This is a genomic window from Chitinophaga sp. YR627 (genome assembly GCF_900114995.1).
In the GTDB taxonomy this organism is placed as follows: Bacteria; Bacteroidota; Bacteroidia; order Chitinophagales; family Chitinophagaceae; genus Chitinophaga.
Genome location: NZ_FOUX01000002.1, coordinates 1,304,958 through 1,324,191, shown reverse-complemented (window position 1 = coordinate 1,324,191; position 19,234 = coordinate 1,304,958). Strand labels below are relative to the sequence as shown.

The following is a 19,234-nucleotide window of genomic DNA, read 5'->3' as shown; positions in this document are numbered from 1 at the left end:
ATAAGCACATAACCCATTCTAAACCAGTCCCGTCTGTAAGGCAACCTTGACCAGTCCCGCAGTGTTTTTTACTTCCAGTTTGTGCAGGAGACTGATACGATGGTTTTCTACCGTATGCAGACTGAGAAACAGTTTGTCGGCAATTTCCTGGTTGGTATGTTCGTCGATGATCAGTTGCAGGACTTCCTTCTCCCTTCGTGTCAGAGCCGTATTTTTCTTCTCTGATTTCTTGTTCCGGAACATATCCTCTATCAGCTGCTGATTCAGGGCAGGAGAGAGGTACTGACCTCCTTTCTGTACCGTTTCAATGGCTTGCAGGATCGTCACATCGTCTGACTCTTTCAGCAGATATCCCATGCAACCCAGTTTCAGCATTTTCTTGACAAGGAACAGTACATCAGAACTGCTGAGTACAAGGATACGTACCTGCGGATAGTTTTTCAGGATACTCGCAGCCAGTTCAGGCCCACTCATATCCGGCAGGTGCATATCCAGCAGCAGGACGTCGGGTTGTCTTTCCCTGATACCTTTTAAAAGGGTGTTTCCATTGGTATAGATGTCGGTCACTTCTACATGGGCAGCATCACGTAATATGCTACAGATGCCATTAGCCACAATAGGGTGATCGTCAGCAATCGCTAGTTTGATAGGCATGTCTGGCAGTATTATTATGTTTAATCGAAATTTCTATATGTACGCTGGTTCCCTCTCCAGGTACGCTCTCAATATGTAAATCCCCGTTTAACGAATTTACGCGTTCCCGGATAGTTTTCAATCCTATACCATCAGATTGTGCAGATGATAACATACCATTACCGTCATCTTCAACAGTTACAGCAAGTTGTGATTCATGACAGCCGATCTGAACGATAGCATGTTTCGCATTGGCATGTTTGAGGATATTATGGACAAGTTCCTGTATCACACGGTAGACAGTCAGTTCTTCGGCGGATGTTAGTCCGGTGTGGGTACCGATGGACTGGAAAGTGATCTCCAGCGTATGTCCCTTTCTGACACGTTCACAGAACAGGGCAGTCGCTTTTGTCAGTCCTTCCTGAAGTAATATCTCCGGCATCAGGTTGTGCGCGGTCTTTCTTAGTTCGACAGATGCCTCTTCCAGCAGGTGCAGTACTTCTTTGAAATCTTCCGTTACATCTGTTGTGGTATATCTGCGGAAGATAGCGCTGAGCCGTGTACGGATCGTACCTAATGTACCGCCCATACCATCATGCAGGTCACGGGCAATGCGGCTCCGCTCTTTCTCTTCCCCTGCTATCATCGCCTGGAGGTTGCTGATCTGCAATTCCTGCCGCAGGTTCCGGATCTTCTCCAGCTGTAATTTCTGTTTGTGCAGATTGTTACGGTATATCAATACACTGATCAGCAGTATCAGCAGCAGACCGGAAGACACTGCAATAATTAACATGTTTTTCGTCTTGATCCTGCTTTCATTACGGGTGATTGCCAGTTGCTTCTCTGCCAGTTCCTTATTCTTATCCGCAATACGGTATTTCATTTCCAGGTTAAACACCAGCTCCAGTTTCTCCACCTTCATCATACTATCTCTGATAACAGTGTAAGCCTTTCTGTATTCTGCCGCTTTCTTATACTGTCCGACGGCTTCATAGGCATCTGCCAGTACCTGGTTGCCACGGCCTACCAGCAGGTGGACCATATGTCGATCCTCCGCATTTGTTAGTGCCGGTAATGTAATGGTGATGGCTTTGTTATACTGTTGCTGCATCACGAAGGCCTGACCGGTACAGATATCTGCGAAGATCTGGTGCCTGTTCGGAATAGGATTGTTCGCGGGAAAGAGTGCTTTTGCCTTTTTCAGGTATTCAATAGCAGGTACGGGATTCTTATCATCCAGGTAGGTAAGGGCGGTATTGATCAGCAGACCGGCTTCCATACTGGCGGAGATCTTCGTTGCCTTTCCCATCTGGATAGCAGATGCACAGTAGTAACGGGCAGAATCGTTCTGAACGATGTTATTAAAATAGCCTGCCTTATAATAGTAAAGCATCATCAGTGCAGTAGTATCTTTTTTGATATTAGCGCTGTCGATCAGGTTGTCGATATGGCCCATGATCTGCTGAATATGCGAGTCGTTCTGGATATTTTCATTAATATTCAACCAGAAATCCAGCAGACTGCAATATACACGGGTCTGCATCCGCCGGTCTGTTACCTTATTGGCTTCCAGCAGGTCCAGGGCCGCATAACGGTAGTAGGCAGAAGAATCATATTTACCTTTATAATAGAAACTCTGCGACATAAACAGATAAACGTTCACCCGCATCTCCAGCCCCTCCTGGTTATCTTCGCAATAATGCAGGGCCAGCCGCTCACATGACAGGGCCTTGTCCTTCTCATTGTTATTATTATAACAAAGCGCCAGACCAGCCAGAGCATGTGCAACGCCATTATTATACTTCAATATACGGGCATCTTCCATCCCCATATAATACAGGCGAACGGCATTGCTGGTAGCAGTGTCTTTTTTGGTGCCGGCAAGCTTTAACAGACTGTCCACGTGTTTGATACTGGTCCCGGAATGCGTGACACTCCTTGACAACTGGTCAGTTACCGTCTGGGCACTAAGAGATAGGCCGTTACCAATCAGAAGTAACAGCACGAAAAGCAGCGTTCTACGGATCTTACCGTGGAACAGGTTACTAAGGTTACCCATCATTAGAAGTCATTTCATTCTCTTTGTGGCATCATGGCAAATTTTTCCTGTAAAATTGACAGTTATTACAGGATACGAAATAGATTCTGGTTGCAACAAAGGATTTCCTATAAAATAGTGTCGTTACGAATATAAAGTTTGGTTGATTCCGGGAAGTAAGATAAGAATTAAATAGTGGTTTACCGCTAATTTCTATAAAGGCGGTTTACCCGGATGCAACAACCTTCCCAACTGAATAATTTTAGCTTTTGAAAAAAGGAGCCTAGTTCGCAACATTCTAAAGGGGTATTGACAGTTGAGTGTTAATTCGTTACAGCTAAATCTAACGCGTGGAACAGTAAAAGCCGGATAGTACGTCACACTATCAGGTGAGGAGCAACCAGAAGAAGATATTTTTTACAACCAGGATCATTTCAGTAAATCAGCTATACATATGACATTACCTATACATGGTAATCAATTGCCGGCGTCCCTCAAAAAGCGCCGGAGGGGAATTATTACGGTTACAATACTGCTATTACTATCCGGCGCAGCACATGCAGCCGGAACCAACCATGCGGCTGACAGCCGTATAGTAAGAGATTCTATGCCTATGGGGCTGGCGAAAGGAAGAGTGACTGGTGCTGAAGAGAAAGTAGCACTGCCCAATGTATCAGTGGTCAACCTGTCTACCAAAAAAGGTACAGTGACAACTATTGATGGCGATTTTACACTGAGCGCCCGTTCCGGCGACAGCTTACGTTTTTCTTTTATTGGAAAAAAAGCCCAGGTGGTCCTGTTCACTGGTCAGGCCCTGGTGAACGTGCTGCTGAGTGGTACGGAAGGCTCACTGTCAGAAGTGGTGGTGACCGGCTTCCAGAATATTGACAAAAAGAAATTTGCGGGTTCTGCCGTATCTATCAAGGCGGAAGACGTAAAGATAAATGGTGTGGCGGATGTAAGCCGTATGCTGGAAGGCCGTGTAGCGGGTGTATCTGTACAGAACGTATCGGGTACATTTGGTACTGCGCCTAAGATCCGTATCCGTGGCGCTACCTCCATCAATGGTGATAACAAACCATTGTGGGTAGTGGATGGCGTGGTACTGGAAGATGTGGCTAATATCTCCAACGATCAGCTGTCCAGTGGCGACCCTACCACACTCCTAGGTTCTGCTGTTGCAGGCCTGAACTCCAACGATATTGAAAGCTTCGATATCCTGAAAGATGCCGCCGCAACGGCCCTGTATGGCGCCCGTGCAATGAATGGGGTAGTGGTGATCACGACTAAAAAAGGTCGTGCAGGTAAACCGACTATCGCCTATAGCGGCAACTTCAGTACACAATTGAAACCTACCTATGGAAACTTTAATATCATGAACTCCGCCAGACAGATGTCTGTGCTGGCGGAGCTTGAGCGTAAAGGGGTGCTGACATCTGATATCCTTTCCCGTGGCGACGTAGGCGTATACGGAAAGATGTATGATATGCTGCAGACCGATGTGAATGGTCACTTCGAACTGGAGAATACCCCCGAAGCGCGTAAAGCTTTCCTGATGCAATATGGCCGGGCCAATACCGACTGGTTTGATATCCTGTTCCGTAACAACTTCGTACAGGAACATTCCATCAGCGTATCATCCGGTACGGATCGCTCCCAATCCTATTTTTCTACCAGTTACTATGGTGATAACGGCTGGACAATAGCAGATAAAGTACATCGCTATACCCTGAACTATCGTAACAACTATAAATTCTCCGACAGGTTCTCTGCCGGCTTCTCTACACTCGGTTCTGTACGTCAGCAGAATGCTCCCGGCGCACTGACGCGTAACAGTAATCCGGTGGAAGGTCAGTACGACCGTGACTTTGATATCAACCCTTTTAGCTACGCACTGAATACCAGCCGTACCCTGAGAGCATATGATGATAAAGGTAACCTGGAATATTTCAGACGCAACTATGCTGATTTCAATATCATCAATGAACTGCGTAACAACTACCTGTCACTGAACGTAATGGATCTCCGCCTTCAGGGAGATCTGAGCTGGAAGATCACTGAAAAACTGAAATGGGAATTTGTAGGCGCACTGCGTTATGTGAAGTCTTCCCGTGAACACCAGATCACAGAAGACGCAAACATGGCCAACGCTTACAGAGCGGCAGACAATGCCACCATCGCACAGAACAATAAATTCCTGTACCGTGATCCGGAGAATCCGGATGCACCACCGGTGATCGTATTACCAGAAGGCGGCTTCTACAACAGAACGGAAGACCAGCTGGTCAACTACGATTTCCGCAATACACTCAGCTACAGAACAACTTTCGGTGACAATCATAACCTGAATATCCTGGCAGGTCAGCAGGTGAAATATGCTGACAGACAAAACGCTTCCAGCACCGGTTATGGTTACCAGTATAACAACGGTGGTGTGCCTTATATCGACTATCGTGTACTGAAACAAACCATCGAAAGCAACTTCCCTTATTATGGTATGGCACGTGACTATGATAGGTTCGCTGCTTTCTATGGTACCGCTGATTACTCCTATAGCGACAAATATAGCATCAGTGCCAATGCCCGCTACGATGGTTCCAACCGTCTGGGAGCTTCTTCCAACGCAAGATGGCTGCCTACCTGGAGCTTCGCCGGTCGCTGGAACCTCGACAGAGAAGACTTCATGCGCGATATGCGTAATGTAGACTATCTCTCCGTACGCGCCAGCTATGGTCTGACCGCCAGCATGGGGCCTGCTACCAACTCAAATATCGTTTATCAGACTGTGAACAGCCGCCGTGCGCACCTGAATGAAGTGGAATCTGTTATCCAGCTGGCTCACCTGAAGAACACTGAATTAACCTGGGAAAAGTTATATACTTCTAACGTAGGTGTGGAAGCAGGTTTCCTGGACAGACGCCTGAACATGACCCTCGACCTTTACAGCCGTAAAAGTTTTGACCTGATCAGCCTTATTAAAACCTCCGGTATCGGTGGTGAATTGTACAAAGCTGCCAACTATGCAGATATGACCTCCAAAGGTATTGAAGTGATGGTAGGTGGTGAGATCATCCGTAAAAAGCACTGGGGATGGAGAACCAACCTGACCTTCGGTTATAATACCAACAAGATCACCAATGCGAAAAACTCCCCGCTGATCTTTGACCTGGTAGCTGCTGAAGGTGGTAACAAGGAAGGTTATCCTGTACGCAGCCTGTTCTCCCTTGATTACAAAGGACTGGACCCGCGTACGGGTGTGCCGACTTTCGTTACAGGAGATGGTAAGACCAGTTCAAACGTAGATCTGCAGGATGATGCAACCGGTACACTGGTTTACCAGGGCCCCGTTGATCCTCCGGTAACAGGTGGTCTGAACAACACCTTCCGCTACAAAGCTTTATCACTGAACATTTTTATGACTTACCAGTGGGGTAATAAGATCCGTCTGTATCCTGCTTTCAAAACATCTTATTCTGATCTTGATGCAATGCCAAATGAGTTCTATGATCGTTGGGTAATGCCGAAAGACGAGACTAAAACAGATGTACCGTCTATACTCGATGCATATGAGCAGACCCTGCTCGGTGGTGCATATCCTTATAACAACTACAACTATTCTACAGCGCGCGTAGCAAAAGGAGATTTTGTACGTCTGAAAACAGTATCCCTGAATTACCTGCTGCCTGCCAGTTTCCTGAAGAGAACAGGCTTTAGCAGCCTGGCTGTGACAGCTGCTGCGAATAACATGTGGCTGATCTATTCAGATAAAAAACTGAAAGGACAAGACCCTGAGTTCTTCAACGCCGGAGGTGTGGCACAGCCAATACAGAAGCAGTTTACATTATCTCTTAAAGTGGGCATTTAAAAACAGACCGTATGCAAAGAAAAGCGCTATATATACTCCTCGCCATTCTTCCATCTGTAACAGGATGTAAAAAATACCTGGATCAACAGCCGGATAGTACCTGGACACAACTGGACACACCTGAAAAGGTAAGCCAGCTGCTGGGCACTGCCTATCCACAGGCTAACTATATGACTTTCTGTGAAGCCATGTCAGACAATGTGGCTGATAAAGGTACCGGTGTTGACGTACGCACCAACAGAGACCCTTTCTATTTTAATGATGTGCAGAACATCAACCAGGATTCTCCTGAATACTATTGGGCAGCTGCCTACACCGCCATCGCTGCGGCTAACAACGCCCTGATCGCCTGTGAAAATGCAACGGATACAGCTGCTTATAGTCGTCAGAAAGGCGAAGCACTGGTAGCCCGTGCCTATGCACATTTTATGCTGGTGAATATCTTCTCTAAAAGCTATGATGCAACAACTGCTAACACAGATATGGGTATTCCATATGTTACAGAGCCGGAAGAAGTAGTATTCAAACAGTATGACAGAAAAACAGTCGCCTACGTATACGATCAGATCGAGAAAGACCTGCTGGCAGGTTTACCATTGATCCGTGATGATAAATACAAAGTGCCTAAGTACCATTTCAACCAGAAAGCAGCTTATGCATTTGCAGCGAGATTCTATCTGTACAAACGCGATTACCAGAAGGTGATCACCTATGCAGATATGGCTTTCCCGACAAGTCAGGCAGTGAGCTATCTGCGTCCATGGAATACTTCCTATGTATTTCTCTCTCCGCTGGAATTGTTCAATATCTATTCAAACTCCAGCGAGAATGCCAACTTCCTGCTGGTAGAGACCAATTCGAGCTACGGCCGTAATCTGGCACAGTACCGCTTTGGTATGAACTTCCCGATGTACAGAGCGATCATGGGTAGCAATGTAACAGGTGGTGACTGGTGTTTTCCGGCATATACCTATGGCACTGCTGATTACTTCATCCCTAAGCTGAGTGAATATTTCGTAAAGGAATCTGTGAATGCGACCATTGGTTATATCTACACCATGGTGCCTTTATTCACAGCAGAAGAAGTACTGTTCAACAGGGCAGAGGCAAACGCACAGCTGGGTAATACCTCTGCTGTTCTGGCCGATCTGAATACCTATGCCAGCACTCGTATCACTAACTACGATGCAGGCACAGATGTAGTGACACTGGCCAAATGTAAAAGTTACTATGGCCTGTCAGATAATAAGAACGCACTGTTAAATGCCGTACTGGATTTTAAAAGAGCGGAATTCGTACAGGAAGGTACACGCTGGTTTGACCTGATGCGCTATAAGGTACCTGTTACCCACGTAACCAGTCAGGGACAGACGATGATACTGGGAGCGGATGATCCGCGCAGGGTCTTCCAGATTCCTTTATCCACAAAAACATCCGGACTTCCATTAAATCCCCGCTAAACATTTCTCAGGATTTATCCCGCAAACAGCATGAAAAATATAAAGACATTATTCCTTCTCCTGACGGTGGCCTTGTTTGCCGCATGCGCCAAAGACGATGACCTGAGTAACCTGGAAGATATTCCGGGTCTGGGTGGAGATACCTGGCAAAAGACAGCGCTCGACAAATGGTTGTACGATACCCTGGTGGTGCCATATAACATTGAAGCCAAATACAAATGGGATCAGTTTGAGTTTGACCTGAACAAAACACTGGTGCCGCCACAGGAAGCGATGGTAAAACCAGCCCTGCAATCCATTAAGAAAGTATGGATCGATACCTATGTACAGGAGGCCGGTATTGAGTTCTTCCGTCAGAACAGTCCGAAGTTCCTGATCCTTTGTGGTAGTGCCAGCTGGAATGTGGATAACGGTACGATCACCCTGGGTACTGCTGAAGGTGGCCGTAAAGTGGTGCTTTATTCCATCAATTCTTTCCGTATCAAAGGCATGCCGAATTACAAGCCTTCTGACTCAGCGACCCTGAAGCAGATCTTTCATGTAATAGAGCACGAATTCGGGCATATTCTTCATCAGACGATACTTTACCCGCCAGCATTTAAAAACATCTCTGCAGGGCGTTATTCTGCCAACTGGACCAATATCAGTGATGACGAGGCGCACGCCAATGGTTTTATCACCCCGTATGCGATGTCTGGCTTTGACGATGACTTTGTGGAAATGATCTCCATTATGCTGACAGATGGCCGTGCAGGTTTTGAAAGACTGATCGCCAGCATACCGGAAGGTACAGCAGCCAGCGGTGTGACACAGGCCCAGGCAATCGCTGCCCTGCGTCAGAAAGAAGCCATGGTAGTGGCCTACTTTAAAACAGCCTGGAAAATAGATTTCTACAGTCTGCAGACAAAGAAGCGGAAAGCAGTGGAGTCACTGATCTACTAACAACAGCTGTTGACAATCATTTCAAAACACAAAGAAAAGACGCAAGATTTTATGTATAAACGCTTACTCCTGATATGTTTTACCTTTTCCGTGCTGGCAGCCTGCCAGAAGTCGGATGAAGACGTATTCAGTGCTCCTCCCGATACCCGTCTGAACGATACCCTGAAAAAGTATAACGATATGCTGGTGGCGGCGCCATACGGCTGGAAAGGACTGGTATATCCTTCCGGTCTGGAGCATGGTATATTCTCTTTTTACTTTCAGTTCAATGACTCCAACAGGGTAAAGATGTATGCGGATTTTGACTCTGCATCTTCCGTAACCATGGCAGAAAGCAGCTATCGCCTGAAGGCATTGCAGCAGCCATGTCTCCTGTTTGACACCTATTCCTATATCCACCTGCTGAGCGATCCTGATGGTGCTGTAAATGGTGGTGTATATGGAGAAGGATTGTACTCCGATTTCGAATTTTCTATCGAAGGAATGAGTGGCGACTCCATCGTGCTCAAAGGAAGATACCATGGCAGCAGAGCGGTACTGGTAAAAGCAACCGAGGCAGAAAAGAATGCCTACAGCGCAGAAAAAAGCAATCGCCTGATCGATAAAATAGGCAGCTACCTCACTTACTTCAAACGCCTTACTGTGAACAGTAAAGGATATGATGTGGCGTTTGATGTTGCCAGCAGAACGATTACGATCAGCTGGGTAGATGAAGGGGGCAATAATCATACAGAAAGCACCGGATTTTACTATACACCTACCGGCGTAGCATTCTCTCCTGCGATCAATACAGGTAATGAAACATTGACCGGCTTTGATAATGTTACCTGGAACGCATCCACTACAACACTGGGTTTTACTGCCAATGGTAATACCGGTACGATTAAAGAAACAGCTAAACCACTGGTAATAGACAAAGAAGCGGCGAAGATCTGGTGGCAACAGCAGGTAGATGCAGAAAGTTACTGGGTAACAGTAGATGGATTCCACGTAGACGGTATTGATGATGCCTACGGTATTCAAAAATTGCCTAACTATTCCTTTGTTGTATTCTATCCGAAATTCGGTACAAGCGATAACACAGTGTATGACCTCTTAGGTTTTGTAACCCGCACTGACGCCGGACAATACATCGAATACGGACCTGCATTCAGCGCGCCGACCTTCAAGACAGACGGCCGCATCATATTCCCTTACCTGGGCATACTCGGAGAACTGCCGGAAGGAGAAACTGCTGTCTCCAACACCATTACGAAGATCACAGACTCCAACGGATTCTACCTGGTAAAAACGAATAGCGGTTACGATATGGTAAGCGCTAAAGACGGAAAATCCTGGATATCCTGGTTTTAACAATCCAAAAAGAAAGTTATTCACATGAAACGGTATTCTACTCATTCTTTTTACAGGAGTTTGTTGCTCATGGCAGTAGCACTGCTGGGTATACTGCCTGTTAAGTCCCAGACCAAGGATATTAAACTGGGCTCCAGCACCTTCGGTAGTGAGATCAGCTGGTATCCCTGCCCCTTGCAGGACTATAAGAAAGGCGCCCGTGCACAATATCTCTACCTCGCATCCGACCTGCAGGCAGCAGGGATGAGCGCCGGTAATATCAGTGCCCTGGGTTTTAATGTGCTTAACCTGCGCGGTATGAGCATCATAGAAAACTATGTAATAAAGGTAGGTTTCGTGACATTGAATAACCTGGATGAGACCAGATGGGAAACCGTGACCAACCAGGTATACGGTCCTAACCACTACCTGCCGGTAGCGGGTTATAATAAGTTCGCTTTTAATACACCGCTTACCTGGAATGGTTCTGATAATATCATCGTCGAGGTATGTAACGGCGATCCTTCCGGTGGTACCAGCAATGAGAACCCGGAAGTAGCCTTCACCACGATGATGCCTTATAAAGCAGCGCATACATTCAGAGGGAACGATGGTACAGAATGTAGTACCACCTCTACTTCCAATACAGGCGATCTGAATACGCGTCCTGATATCCTCTTCACCTGGACACCGGCTGCTGCCTGTACAGGTGCACCTGTTGCAGGAACAGTCGTAGCGAATGCTGCGGAACTTTGCGCAACAGGGAAAGTATACCTGTCCCTGACAGGTACTTCTCTTGCCTCCGGTTTAACTTTCCAGTGGCAGTCTTCTGCTAATAATACTACCTGGACAAACATCAGCGGCGCCACACTGCCAAGTGTAACAGTTACACAGGCTGGCAGCACCTGGTACCGTTGTGTAGTAACCTGTACCACTGGTAGTGCTGCGACATCTGCCAGCCAGCAGGTAGTAACGCCCGCGCCGGTGAGTGGTACTTTTATCATTGACAGCAGACAACCAACCGCGGGTAATAACTTTCATTCCTTCGCAGATGCGGTGAACTTTATCAGATGTGGTATCAGTGGTAATGTCATCTTCAATGTTGCCGCCGGTTCCGGCCCTTATAACGAACAGGTATCCATTCCTGCGGTTACAGGCGTATCTGCCACCAGTACAATTACCTTCAATGGTAATGGTGCCTTACTGCATTTCAGCTCCGCGGATGCGAAAAAACAATATGTACTCGAACTGGATGGCGCTGACTATGTAACGGTGAATAACCTGCAGATAAAAGCAGAAGGCACCGGTTTCCAGCAATATGGTACCGCTGTACACCTGACAAACGATGCAGATAACAACACGATCAACAACTGTACGATCACCAGTGACCTGGTTACGACCATCGACCAGTTTGTAGGTATCACCTTAAGTGGTGGTCCTGGTGCAACAGAAGAAGATGCAAAGTGTGATAACAATACTTTAAGCAATAACACAATCACCGGCGGATACTACGGTATCTCCATGTTTGGCGGTCAGTTTACATCTGTATCCGGCAACAAGGTGCTCAACAACAAAATATATGACGTTCACAATACCGGTATAAAACTACAGGGCTCATTCAATACACTGGTCGAAGGAAATGAGATCAGTAACCCGACGAGAACTACCCAGTGGTACTTTGCAGGTATCGAACTGAATGGCCTGAACACCAAAGCCACTGTTAACGCGAACCGTATCCATACGCCATATGGTGGTATGCCTGGTAACGAACAGCCAGCTACAGGTATTAACGTTAACATGGTAGTAGCGATCACCGGTCTTGAAAATAAGATCACCAACAACCTGATCTATGATATGAACAGCGGTGCGGATGTCATCGGTATCGCCTGTTACTATTCAAATAATATCTGGTTATATCATAACACTATCGTCCTGGACGGCGCTGCCGCTCAGGGTACTTACGCAACAAAAGGCTTTACGGCTGATAATGGCGCAGGTGGCCTCCAGTTTAAGAATAACCTGATCTACATTTCCAGAACGGGCAACTTTAAGAAACACGCCATGTATACAGATGGTGCCGGCGCCGGACTGGAATCTGACAGAAACGTGTTCTTCATCGCGAATACCGTGACCAATGCTTTTGTAGGATATGAAGGACAGGACGCTGCAACGCTTGCACAATGGCAGAGTATTTCCGGTCGTGAACAGGCTTCTGTTTTTGCACCACCATTATTTGCAGACCCTGCAACCGGCAACTTCAAACCACAGAACAGTTCTGTGGATAACAAAGGCGCCTTTGCAGATGTAGCCCTGGATATCACCGGCGCTACGCGTAGCACCACTACACCTGATGCAGGTGCGTATGAGTTTACACCGCCTGCCTGTACAGCACCGCCTACACCGGGAACTGCGACACTCTCTAAACCAGTCGTATGTCAGAACACCGATGTTATGCTGGGTGCAAACGGCAACTCTATCGGTATTGGCCAAAGCTATCAGTGGCAGACTGGCGCAACAGCAACCGGTACTTTCACTTCCATTGGTAATGTGCTGTCTGGTCCGGATACAACCATCACGGCCACCACAACACAATACTATCGTCTGGCAGTTACCTGTAGCGGGAATACTACTTTCTCCGTACCGGTATTACTGACAGTAAACCCACCTATGGCGCCGCAGACCTACACGATCAACAAAAATGCACCGGCTACTGCACTCAACTTCACCAGCTTTACATCTGCTGCTGATGCATTGTCCTGTGGTATCTCTGGTCCGGTTGTATTTAATGTAGTGGCAGGTTCCGGTCCTTATAACGAACAAATGATACTGGATACGATAAAAGGTGCATCCGCGACAAATACAGTTACTTTCAACGGTAACGGTAATACCATCGCTTACAGCTCTGATGTATCCTCTGAAAGAGCAGTGATCAAACTGCGTCATAGTGATTATGTGATCATTGATAGTCTGACCGTAAATGGTGACGGCAGTGGTCAGTACGGTGTGGGTATTCAGCTGATGGACCATGCTGATAACAACATCATCCGCAGATGTAATATTATAGTAAGCACCACCGACTACTCCAAAGGTGCCGCTATGGTGATCAATGGTAGTGGTACGGATGAAGGCGAAAGCTATAATGCCTCCTATTGTAACAATAACCTGATCGAAAGAAATAATATCGTAGGTGGTTATTCTGCACTGACCCTGTTTGGTAAGGAAGAATACCCGGCTATGAATAACCGGATACTGAACAATAACATCTCCGAATTCACACAGAATGGTATCCTGACAGATGGGACATCGTTTACAACGATTGCAGGTAATACGATCAGCCGTCCTGCACGTAGTGGTAGCATGAGCGACTTTAACGGTATCAAATCTTCTACGCATAATGGTCTGCTGATAGAGAACAACCGCGTGATCAATCCTTTTGGTGGTAACAGTACTGCTTATGGTGGATTCGTGGGAATCTCTGTAGAACAGACAAGGGGTAGTGCATGGAATACCGTAAGAAACAATATCATTAACGCTACAGGTGGCAGCGGATCAACTGTTACAGGTATCTATGGTGGATTTACCAATAAAACCGGTATCTATCACAATACGATCGAAATAGAAAGCGCGCCTGACGCAGATGTACTGGGCTTCTCCCTGGACGGCAATGCGGACAGCCTCGCTTTCAATAACAACATCGTCAGCCTCAGAAGTGCAACAAGTAACAGATATGACAGGATCGGTATCAAACTGGGTAATGCCAGCCAGCAGATCCTCAGTATCGGTAATAACAACATCTATCTTAAAGCAGCGGGTCGTTCCTATATCGGTAAAATAGAATCGGTAACGGTTCCTGATATCGCAACATGGCAGGCAACGCCTTTTGGTATCGCTTCTATCAGTGTAGAACCGATCTACGCAGATGCACCGAATGGTAACTATGCACCGGTAATCTCTCCGTTTGACAATGCGGGTATACCGGTAGGTGTGATGAAAGATATCATCGGTACAACAAGAAGTACCACTACGCCTGACTTAGGTGCATATGAGATCAATATTCCAAAATGTACCGCACCTCCGACAGCTGGTACAGCTACCGCCACACCGGGTAGTGGTATCTGCCTCGGCGATACAGTGAGACTGGACCTGACAGGTAACTCTAAAGGTGGTACACAGACCTACCATTGGCAGCGTGCAAAAGCAGCTACGGGGCCGTGGACAAGCTTTGGTGAATGGCAGTATGTATCCACACTGGCTACTCCGATCACTTTTGAGAATTACTTCCGCTGTATCGTGGTATGTGGTACAGATACTACCTACTCTGCTGCGGTAAAAGTAAATATGAACGCCGCCTTTGCAGCAGGTCATTATACGATCGATCCTGCAAAACCAGCTGGCGTGACAAACTTCCAGTCCTTCAATAAAGCAGTGGAAGCCCTGGAATGTGGTATCGATGGCGCCATCATATTTGATGTAGCCGCAGGTACTTATAATGAACACATCAGCATGCATGAAGTAGCAGGCGCCGGCCCTGACGCAAGGATCACCTTCCAGAGCGCAAACGGTATCGCTACGAGTGTTATACTGACCTACGCTTCTCCTTATGATACCAACTACGTATTAAGTCTGGATAGCGCCAGCTATATCACTTTTAATGCTATCACCATGAAGGCGACAGACAATAACTACGGTAAAGTGGTGGTGATATCAGGTGCAGCTGCTTACGATAGTATCCTTAATTGTAAGATCATAGCGCCGGATGTGATCAACAGCAGCACAGACGTTGCCGCTATCATCGGGGAGAATTATGTGGGTAACAATATCGTGATCAAGGGTAACACTATTGAAAATGGTTCTGCCGGCGTGTACTTCTTTGGTCTTGGTGATCAGAGTCAGTCCCAGGATCATGTGATCGATAGTAATATCATTAATAACAGCTTCAAATGGGGTATCTATGCGCAGTATACCAGCCGTCTGCAGATGACAAGAAATACCATCAACCTGGATGGTGATATGAGCAGCTCAGGCTATGGTATCTATGTCTTCGAATCTGATACCGCATGGCAGATCAATCAGAATACCATCAACATCCTGAATACAGTATCCAGCGATAAGATATATGGTATCCAGGCAAGATGGAGCAATACTGAAACGTATGCGCCTTTTGAGATCATCGGTAATAAGATCATCGGGTTGACCAACAACAAAGCGTCACTCTACGGCTTATATACCGGCGATAACAACAATACCAGTATCGTGAATAACGTAGTGAGCCTGGTAACCGCCAATAAAACAGTATATGGACTGTATGTAGATGGTGATAAAGCCGCTACTTATTATAACAACACGATCTATAATGGTTCTCCTGATCTGTCAGGTAAAACCACCAATATCACTGCCCGTTTCAGAGATGACGAAGGCAGCAGTGTAATAGTAAGAAATAACATCTTCAGCCACGGTGCAGCAGGTATCGCGCTGGATATGGGAAGTGTGACAGGAGAGAATACAGACTATAACCTGATCTATTCTTCAGGTGCAGTACTGGCTTCTACTTCTCTTTACAAAGATGCTACCCTGGCTTCATGGGTAGGACACACCGGACTGGACGTACACTCTATCTTCTACAAGCCGGAACTGAACCTGGCGGATGGTAGTCCGGTAGTTACTGCTCCCGGCGTTTGGGCACTCAATGGTCGTGGTGTACAGATCCCTTTCAATGAACAGGATATCAAAGGGCAGCCAAGGGCTACCACCTTACAGGATGGTGTACCTGACCTCGGCGCATATGAATTTATACCAACTTCCACACCAGCACTGCTGACAGCAACACCTGCGGCGCCCGCTGCCGGTACTACCCAGCACTTTATGATGGGTTCCGACAGTGTAATGTCTATCACGTGGGCAGCCGGTGCACCTGTTCCTGCTACTGTGGATATCAGAAGATATACCGGTACTGTACCGCCGAACGTAGATGCCGCTGTAGAAAAAATGTACTTCTACAATGATGTGACAACAAGCGGTACTGGTGCATATGACTTCTCCGTGAAGACATTCTATATGGACCCATGGCAGGGTTTTGTAAGACAACAATCACAGCTGGGCCTGGGTAGAACAGATGCAGATGACAAGTGGCTGGTGACCGACAGCAGCAAAGTAGATGAATACAACAACTATATCGCAGAATCAAAACTGAGCTTCCTGGATAAATTCACAGGTCTGGTTGATAGCGCAAGAGCAGTTGTTCCTGTTGTGATTCCACCGGCTGACAGCTCCAACAGAGGCACCCGTTTCTGGGTGGCATATGGTCACCACGAGTTCTTCTTTGGTAGCAATGACCAGGATATGGTGTTGTACCTGAGTGCACAGGAAGCTGCTGATGTTACTGTGAAAGTGAATGGTACCAGCTGGATCAAACATTACCACCTGGATGCTAATTCAACATTATCCACAGACAAAATACCGAAAAATGGCCTTGAAGATGCCCGTCTGGTATCTGAAGGTCTCTTTGACAGAGGTATCAGTATAGAAAGTGATAAACCGATCGTAGCCTATGCACATATTTATGGTAACCAGTCCTCAGGTGCGACCATGCTCCTGCCGGTAGGTACCTATGGATATGAATATTATGCACTGGGATACAACCAGGTATATGGCGCCGCTGACTACTCATGGGCTTATGTGATCGCAGATCAGCCAAATACAGTGGTAGAGATCACACCATCTGTACCGACAGCAACCGGCCGCCCTGCGAACGTACCATTTACAGTAACTCTGAATAAGGGAGATGTATATCAGGTAATGGGTGCAAGGGTCAGCGAAACAACCGGTTACGATATAACAGGTACGATCTTCAGATCAGTATCCAACTCCGCAGGTAAATGTTATCCGGTCGCCGTATTCTCCGGTAACAGCCGTACCAGCGTAAGCTGTGATCCTACGGGCAGCGGTGGTAGCGGTGATAACTTCATCCAGCAGTGTTTCCCTTCACAGGCGTGGGGTAAACGTTACCTGACGGCTCCTACATCTACTGATGAAGATCCTTCAAAACTGATGGGCAACGTATACAGGATCATGGTAAAAGACGCGGCTACAAAGGTGAAAGTAGACGGCGTAACACTGACAGGTCTGAATAAAGGGCGTTTCTATCAGTATGTAAGTGAAGAGCCAAACTATATTGAAGCAGACCAGCCGATCATGGTAGCACAGTATATCGCTTCTACCGGCAGATGTTTCAATGCAGATGGCTATGGTGATCCGGAGATGATCTATCTCAGTCCGATCGAACAGGGTATCAAACAACTTGGTTTCTATCGTAATACAGAAGAAGGTATTGTTTCCAACTACCTGACACTGATCATCCCGACAAATGGTGTGAACAGTCTGAAAATAGATAACAGCACTCTGGTAGACTATAAATATCCACACCCCGCATTACCAGGTTACACTGTAGTAGTGAAACGCTGGGATGCAACGAAAGCACAGAGCTATGTAACCAGTGACTCTGCATTTACTGCCATCACGTATGGTCTGGGTGATGCTGAAAGCTATGGTTATAACGCTGGTACCCTGGTGAGAAACCTGAATACCCGTGCGTCGATCTCCAATGTAAATAACGGTACAGGTGCAGCTAACGACTACACCTGTGAGAACACACCGTTCCGGTTCACCTTTATATCAACACAAAGACCAACCTCTTTACAATGGAACATCAGTAAGGTAAGCAACATCACACCTGCTGCTGATGTGACACAGGATAATCCGGTACCGGTTGATTCCTTCATGGCTAACAATAAGAAATACTACCGCTTCGCGATCGATGCAGACTATTCCTTCTCTAAAGCAGGTACTTACTATGTACCGGTGGTGATGCAGGATCCGTCATTCGAAGGTTGCGATAATAAAGTAGAGACCTTCCTGCCGGTGAATGTAATAGCCAAACCGAAAGTAGATTATACAGCCACCTTCAACGGATGTGTAAGCGATTCCGTACACTTCGAAGGAACAGGTTCAACCACCAACAACGCCGCTATCACTAAATGGAAATGGGAGTTTGGTAACGGCGCGATAGATAGCATACAGTCCCCTGTATATCTGTATTCCGCTGGTGGTACCTATGATGTGACCATTGGGCTGATAGCAGAAGATGGTTGTGTGGCCGATACGACCAAAGCACTGGAAGTAAAAGGACCTGCTGAAGGTTTGCTGGTGAATGACTCACTGACCATCTGTATGGGTACGAATGCTTCTTTCGAAGTACAAAGTCCTGCAACAGGTGTGGACTACAGCTGGTATGATGCAGCAACAGGTGGTAATAAAATAGCAGATGGCAGTACGCTGAGCGTCACCAATGTTACTGCGAATGCGATCTATTACCTCGAAACAAATAAAGAAGGTTGTGCTTCACCCGTACGTACACCAGCGGTACTCTCCGTATTGCCACAGCTGACAGCACCAGTCGTAACACTCGATTCTACCGGCGTAAACGCCCTGCGTTTCACCTGGGATGCAGTACCAAATGCGTCAGGATATGAAGTATCAACGGATGGTCTGAACTGGACCGCTCCTTCTTCCGGCAGCAAAGGATTATTCCACACCCTCACCGGTTTACAGCCAGTACAGGAAGTAAAACTCTGGGTAAGAGCGTTGGGCTGTAAGCCTGCAGAAGCAGGACCGGTAAGCGGCACTACACTGCTGGACGGTATCTATATCCCGAATGCTTTCACACCGAATGGGGATGCTGTGAATGATGAACTGAAAGTGTACGGTAGCATCATAAAGGACATCCACCTGATGATCTTCAATCAGTGGGGTGAAAAACTCTTCGAATCTGATATACAGAACCGTGGATGGGATGGTAACTATAAAGGCAAGCCACAGCCATCAGGTGTATACATGTATGTATGCAGACTGCAACTGACAGATGGCACTACGGTAGATAAGAAAGGAATTATCAACCTGATCAGATAA

At 46.8% G+C, this 19,234-nt stretch carries 7 protein-coding genes; 5 read left to right on the top strand and 2 right to left on the bottom strand.

Features of this window, described 5'->3' with window-relative positions; all coding sequences use genetic code 11:
* Positions 1-18 precede the first annotated feature (18 nt).
* Positions 19-654, bottom strand: coding sequence for a response regulator (locus BMZ72_RS13825; protein ID WP_089809236.1), 636 nt, complete (start codon positions 652-654; stop codon positions 19-21).
* Positions 629-2,695 carry an ATP-binding protein gene (locus BMZ72_RS13820; protein ID WP_255373199.1) on the bottom strand — a complete coding sequence of 689 codons (2,067 nt, stop codon included), beginning with the start codon at positions 2,693-2,695 and terminating at the stop codon, positions 629-631. The genes BMZ72_RS13825 and BMZ72_RS13820 overlap by 26 nt, the downstream gene beginning before the upstream one ends.
* 430 nt (positions 2,696-3,125) lie before the next feature.
* On the opposite strand from BMZ72_RS13820, the gene BMZ72_RS13815 reads away from it, so the two are divergent.
* The 5 genes from BMZ72_RS13815 to BMZ72_RS13795 are packed head-to-tail and all read left to right on the top strand — an operon-like array spanning position 3,126 to position 19,234.
* Positions 3,126-6,536, top strand: a complete 3,411-nt coding sequence (locus BMZ72_RS13815) for a SusC/RagA family TonB-linked outer membrane protein (protein ID WP_089809232.1) — start codon at positions 3,126-3,128, stop codon at positions 6,534-6,536.
* 11 nt (positions 6,537-6,547) lie between these two features.
* A complete protein-coding gene (locus BMZ72_RS13810; protein ID WP_089809230.1) occupies positions 6,548-7,996 on the top strand; it encodes a RagB/SusD family nutrient uptake outer membrane protein in 1,449 nt (482 codons plus the stop codon).
* 30 nt (positions 7,997-8,026) lie between these two features.
* Entirely contained in the window at positions 8,027-8,938 is a 912-nt protein-coding gene (locus BMZ72_RS13805) for a zinc-binding metallopeptidase (protein ID WP_089809228.1), read from the top strand.
* A 51-nt stretch (positions 8,939-8,989) separates the two neighbouring features.
* Positions 8,990-10,291 carry a DUF4302 domain-containing protein gene (locus tag BMZ72_RS13800; RefSeq protein WP_089809226.1) on the top strand — a complete coding sequence of 434 codons (1,302 nt, stop codon included), beginning with the start codon at positions 8,990-8,992 and terminating at the stop codon, positions 10,289-10,291.
* Between the two features lie 24 nt (positions 10,292-10,315).
* A complete protein-coding gene (locus BMZ72_RS13795) occupies positions 10,316-19,234 on the top strand; it encodes an Ig-like domain-containing protein (protein ID WP_089809224.1) in 8,919 nt (2,972 codons plus the stop codon).

Coding starts and splice junctions, on each gene's coding strand:
- BMZ72_RS13825 (WP_089809236.1), bottom strand. CDS start 654: ATGCCTATCAAACTAGCGATTGCTGACGATCACCCTATTGTGGCTAAT.
- BMZ72_RS13820 (WP_255373199.1), bottom strand. CDS start 2,695: ATGATGGGTAACCTTAGTAACCTGTTCCACGGTAAGATCCGTAGAACG.
- BMZ72_RS13815 (WP_089809232.1), top strand. CDS start 3,126: ATGACATTACCTATACATGGTAATCAATTGCCGGCGTCCCTCAAAAAG.
- BMZ72_RS13810 (WP_089809230.1), top strand. CDS start 6,548: ATGCAAAGAAAAGCGCTATATATACTCCTCGCCATTCTTCCATCTGTA.
- BMZ72_RS13805 (WP_089809228.1), top strand. CDS start 8,027: ATGAAAAATATAAAGACATTATTCCTTCTCCTGACGGTGGCCTTGTTT.
- BMZ72_RS13800 (WP_089809226.1), top strand. CDS start 8,990: ATGTATAAACGCTTACTCCTGATATGTTTTACCTTTTCCGTGCTGGCA.
- BMZ72_RS13795 (WP_089809224.1), top strand. CDS start 10,316: ATGAAACGGTATTCTACTCATTCTTTTTACAGGAGTTTGTTGCTCATG.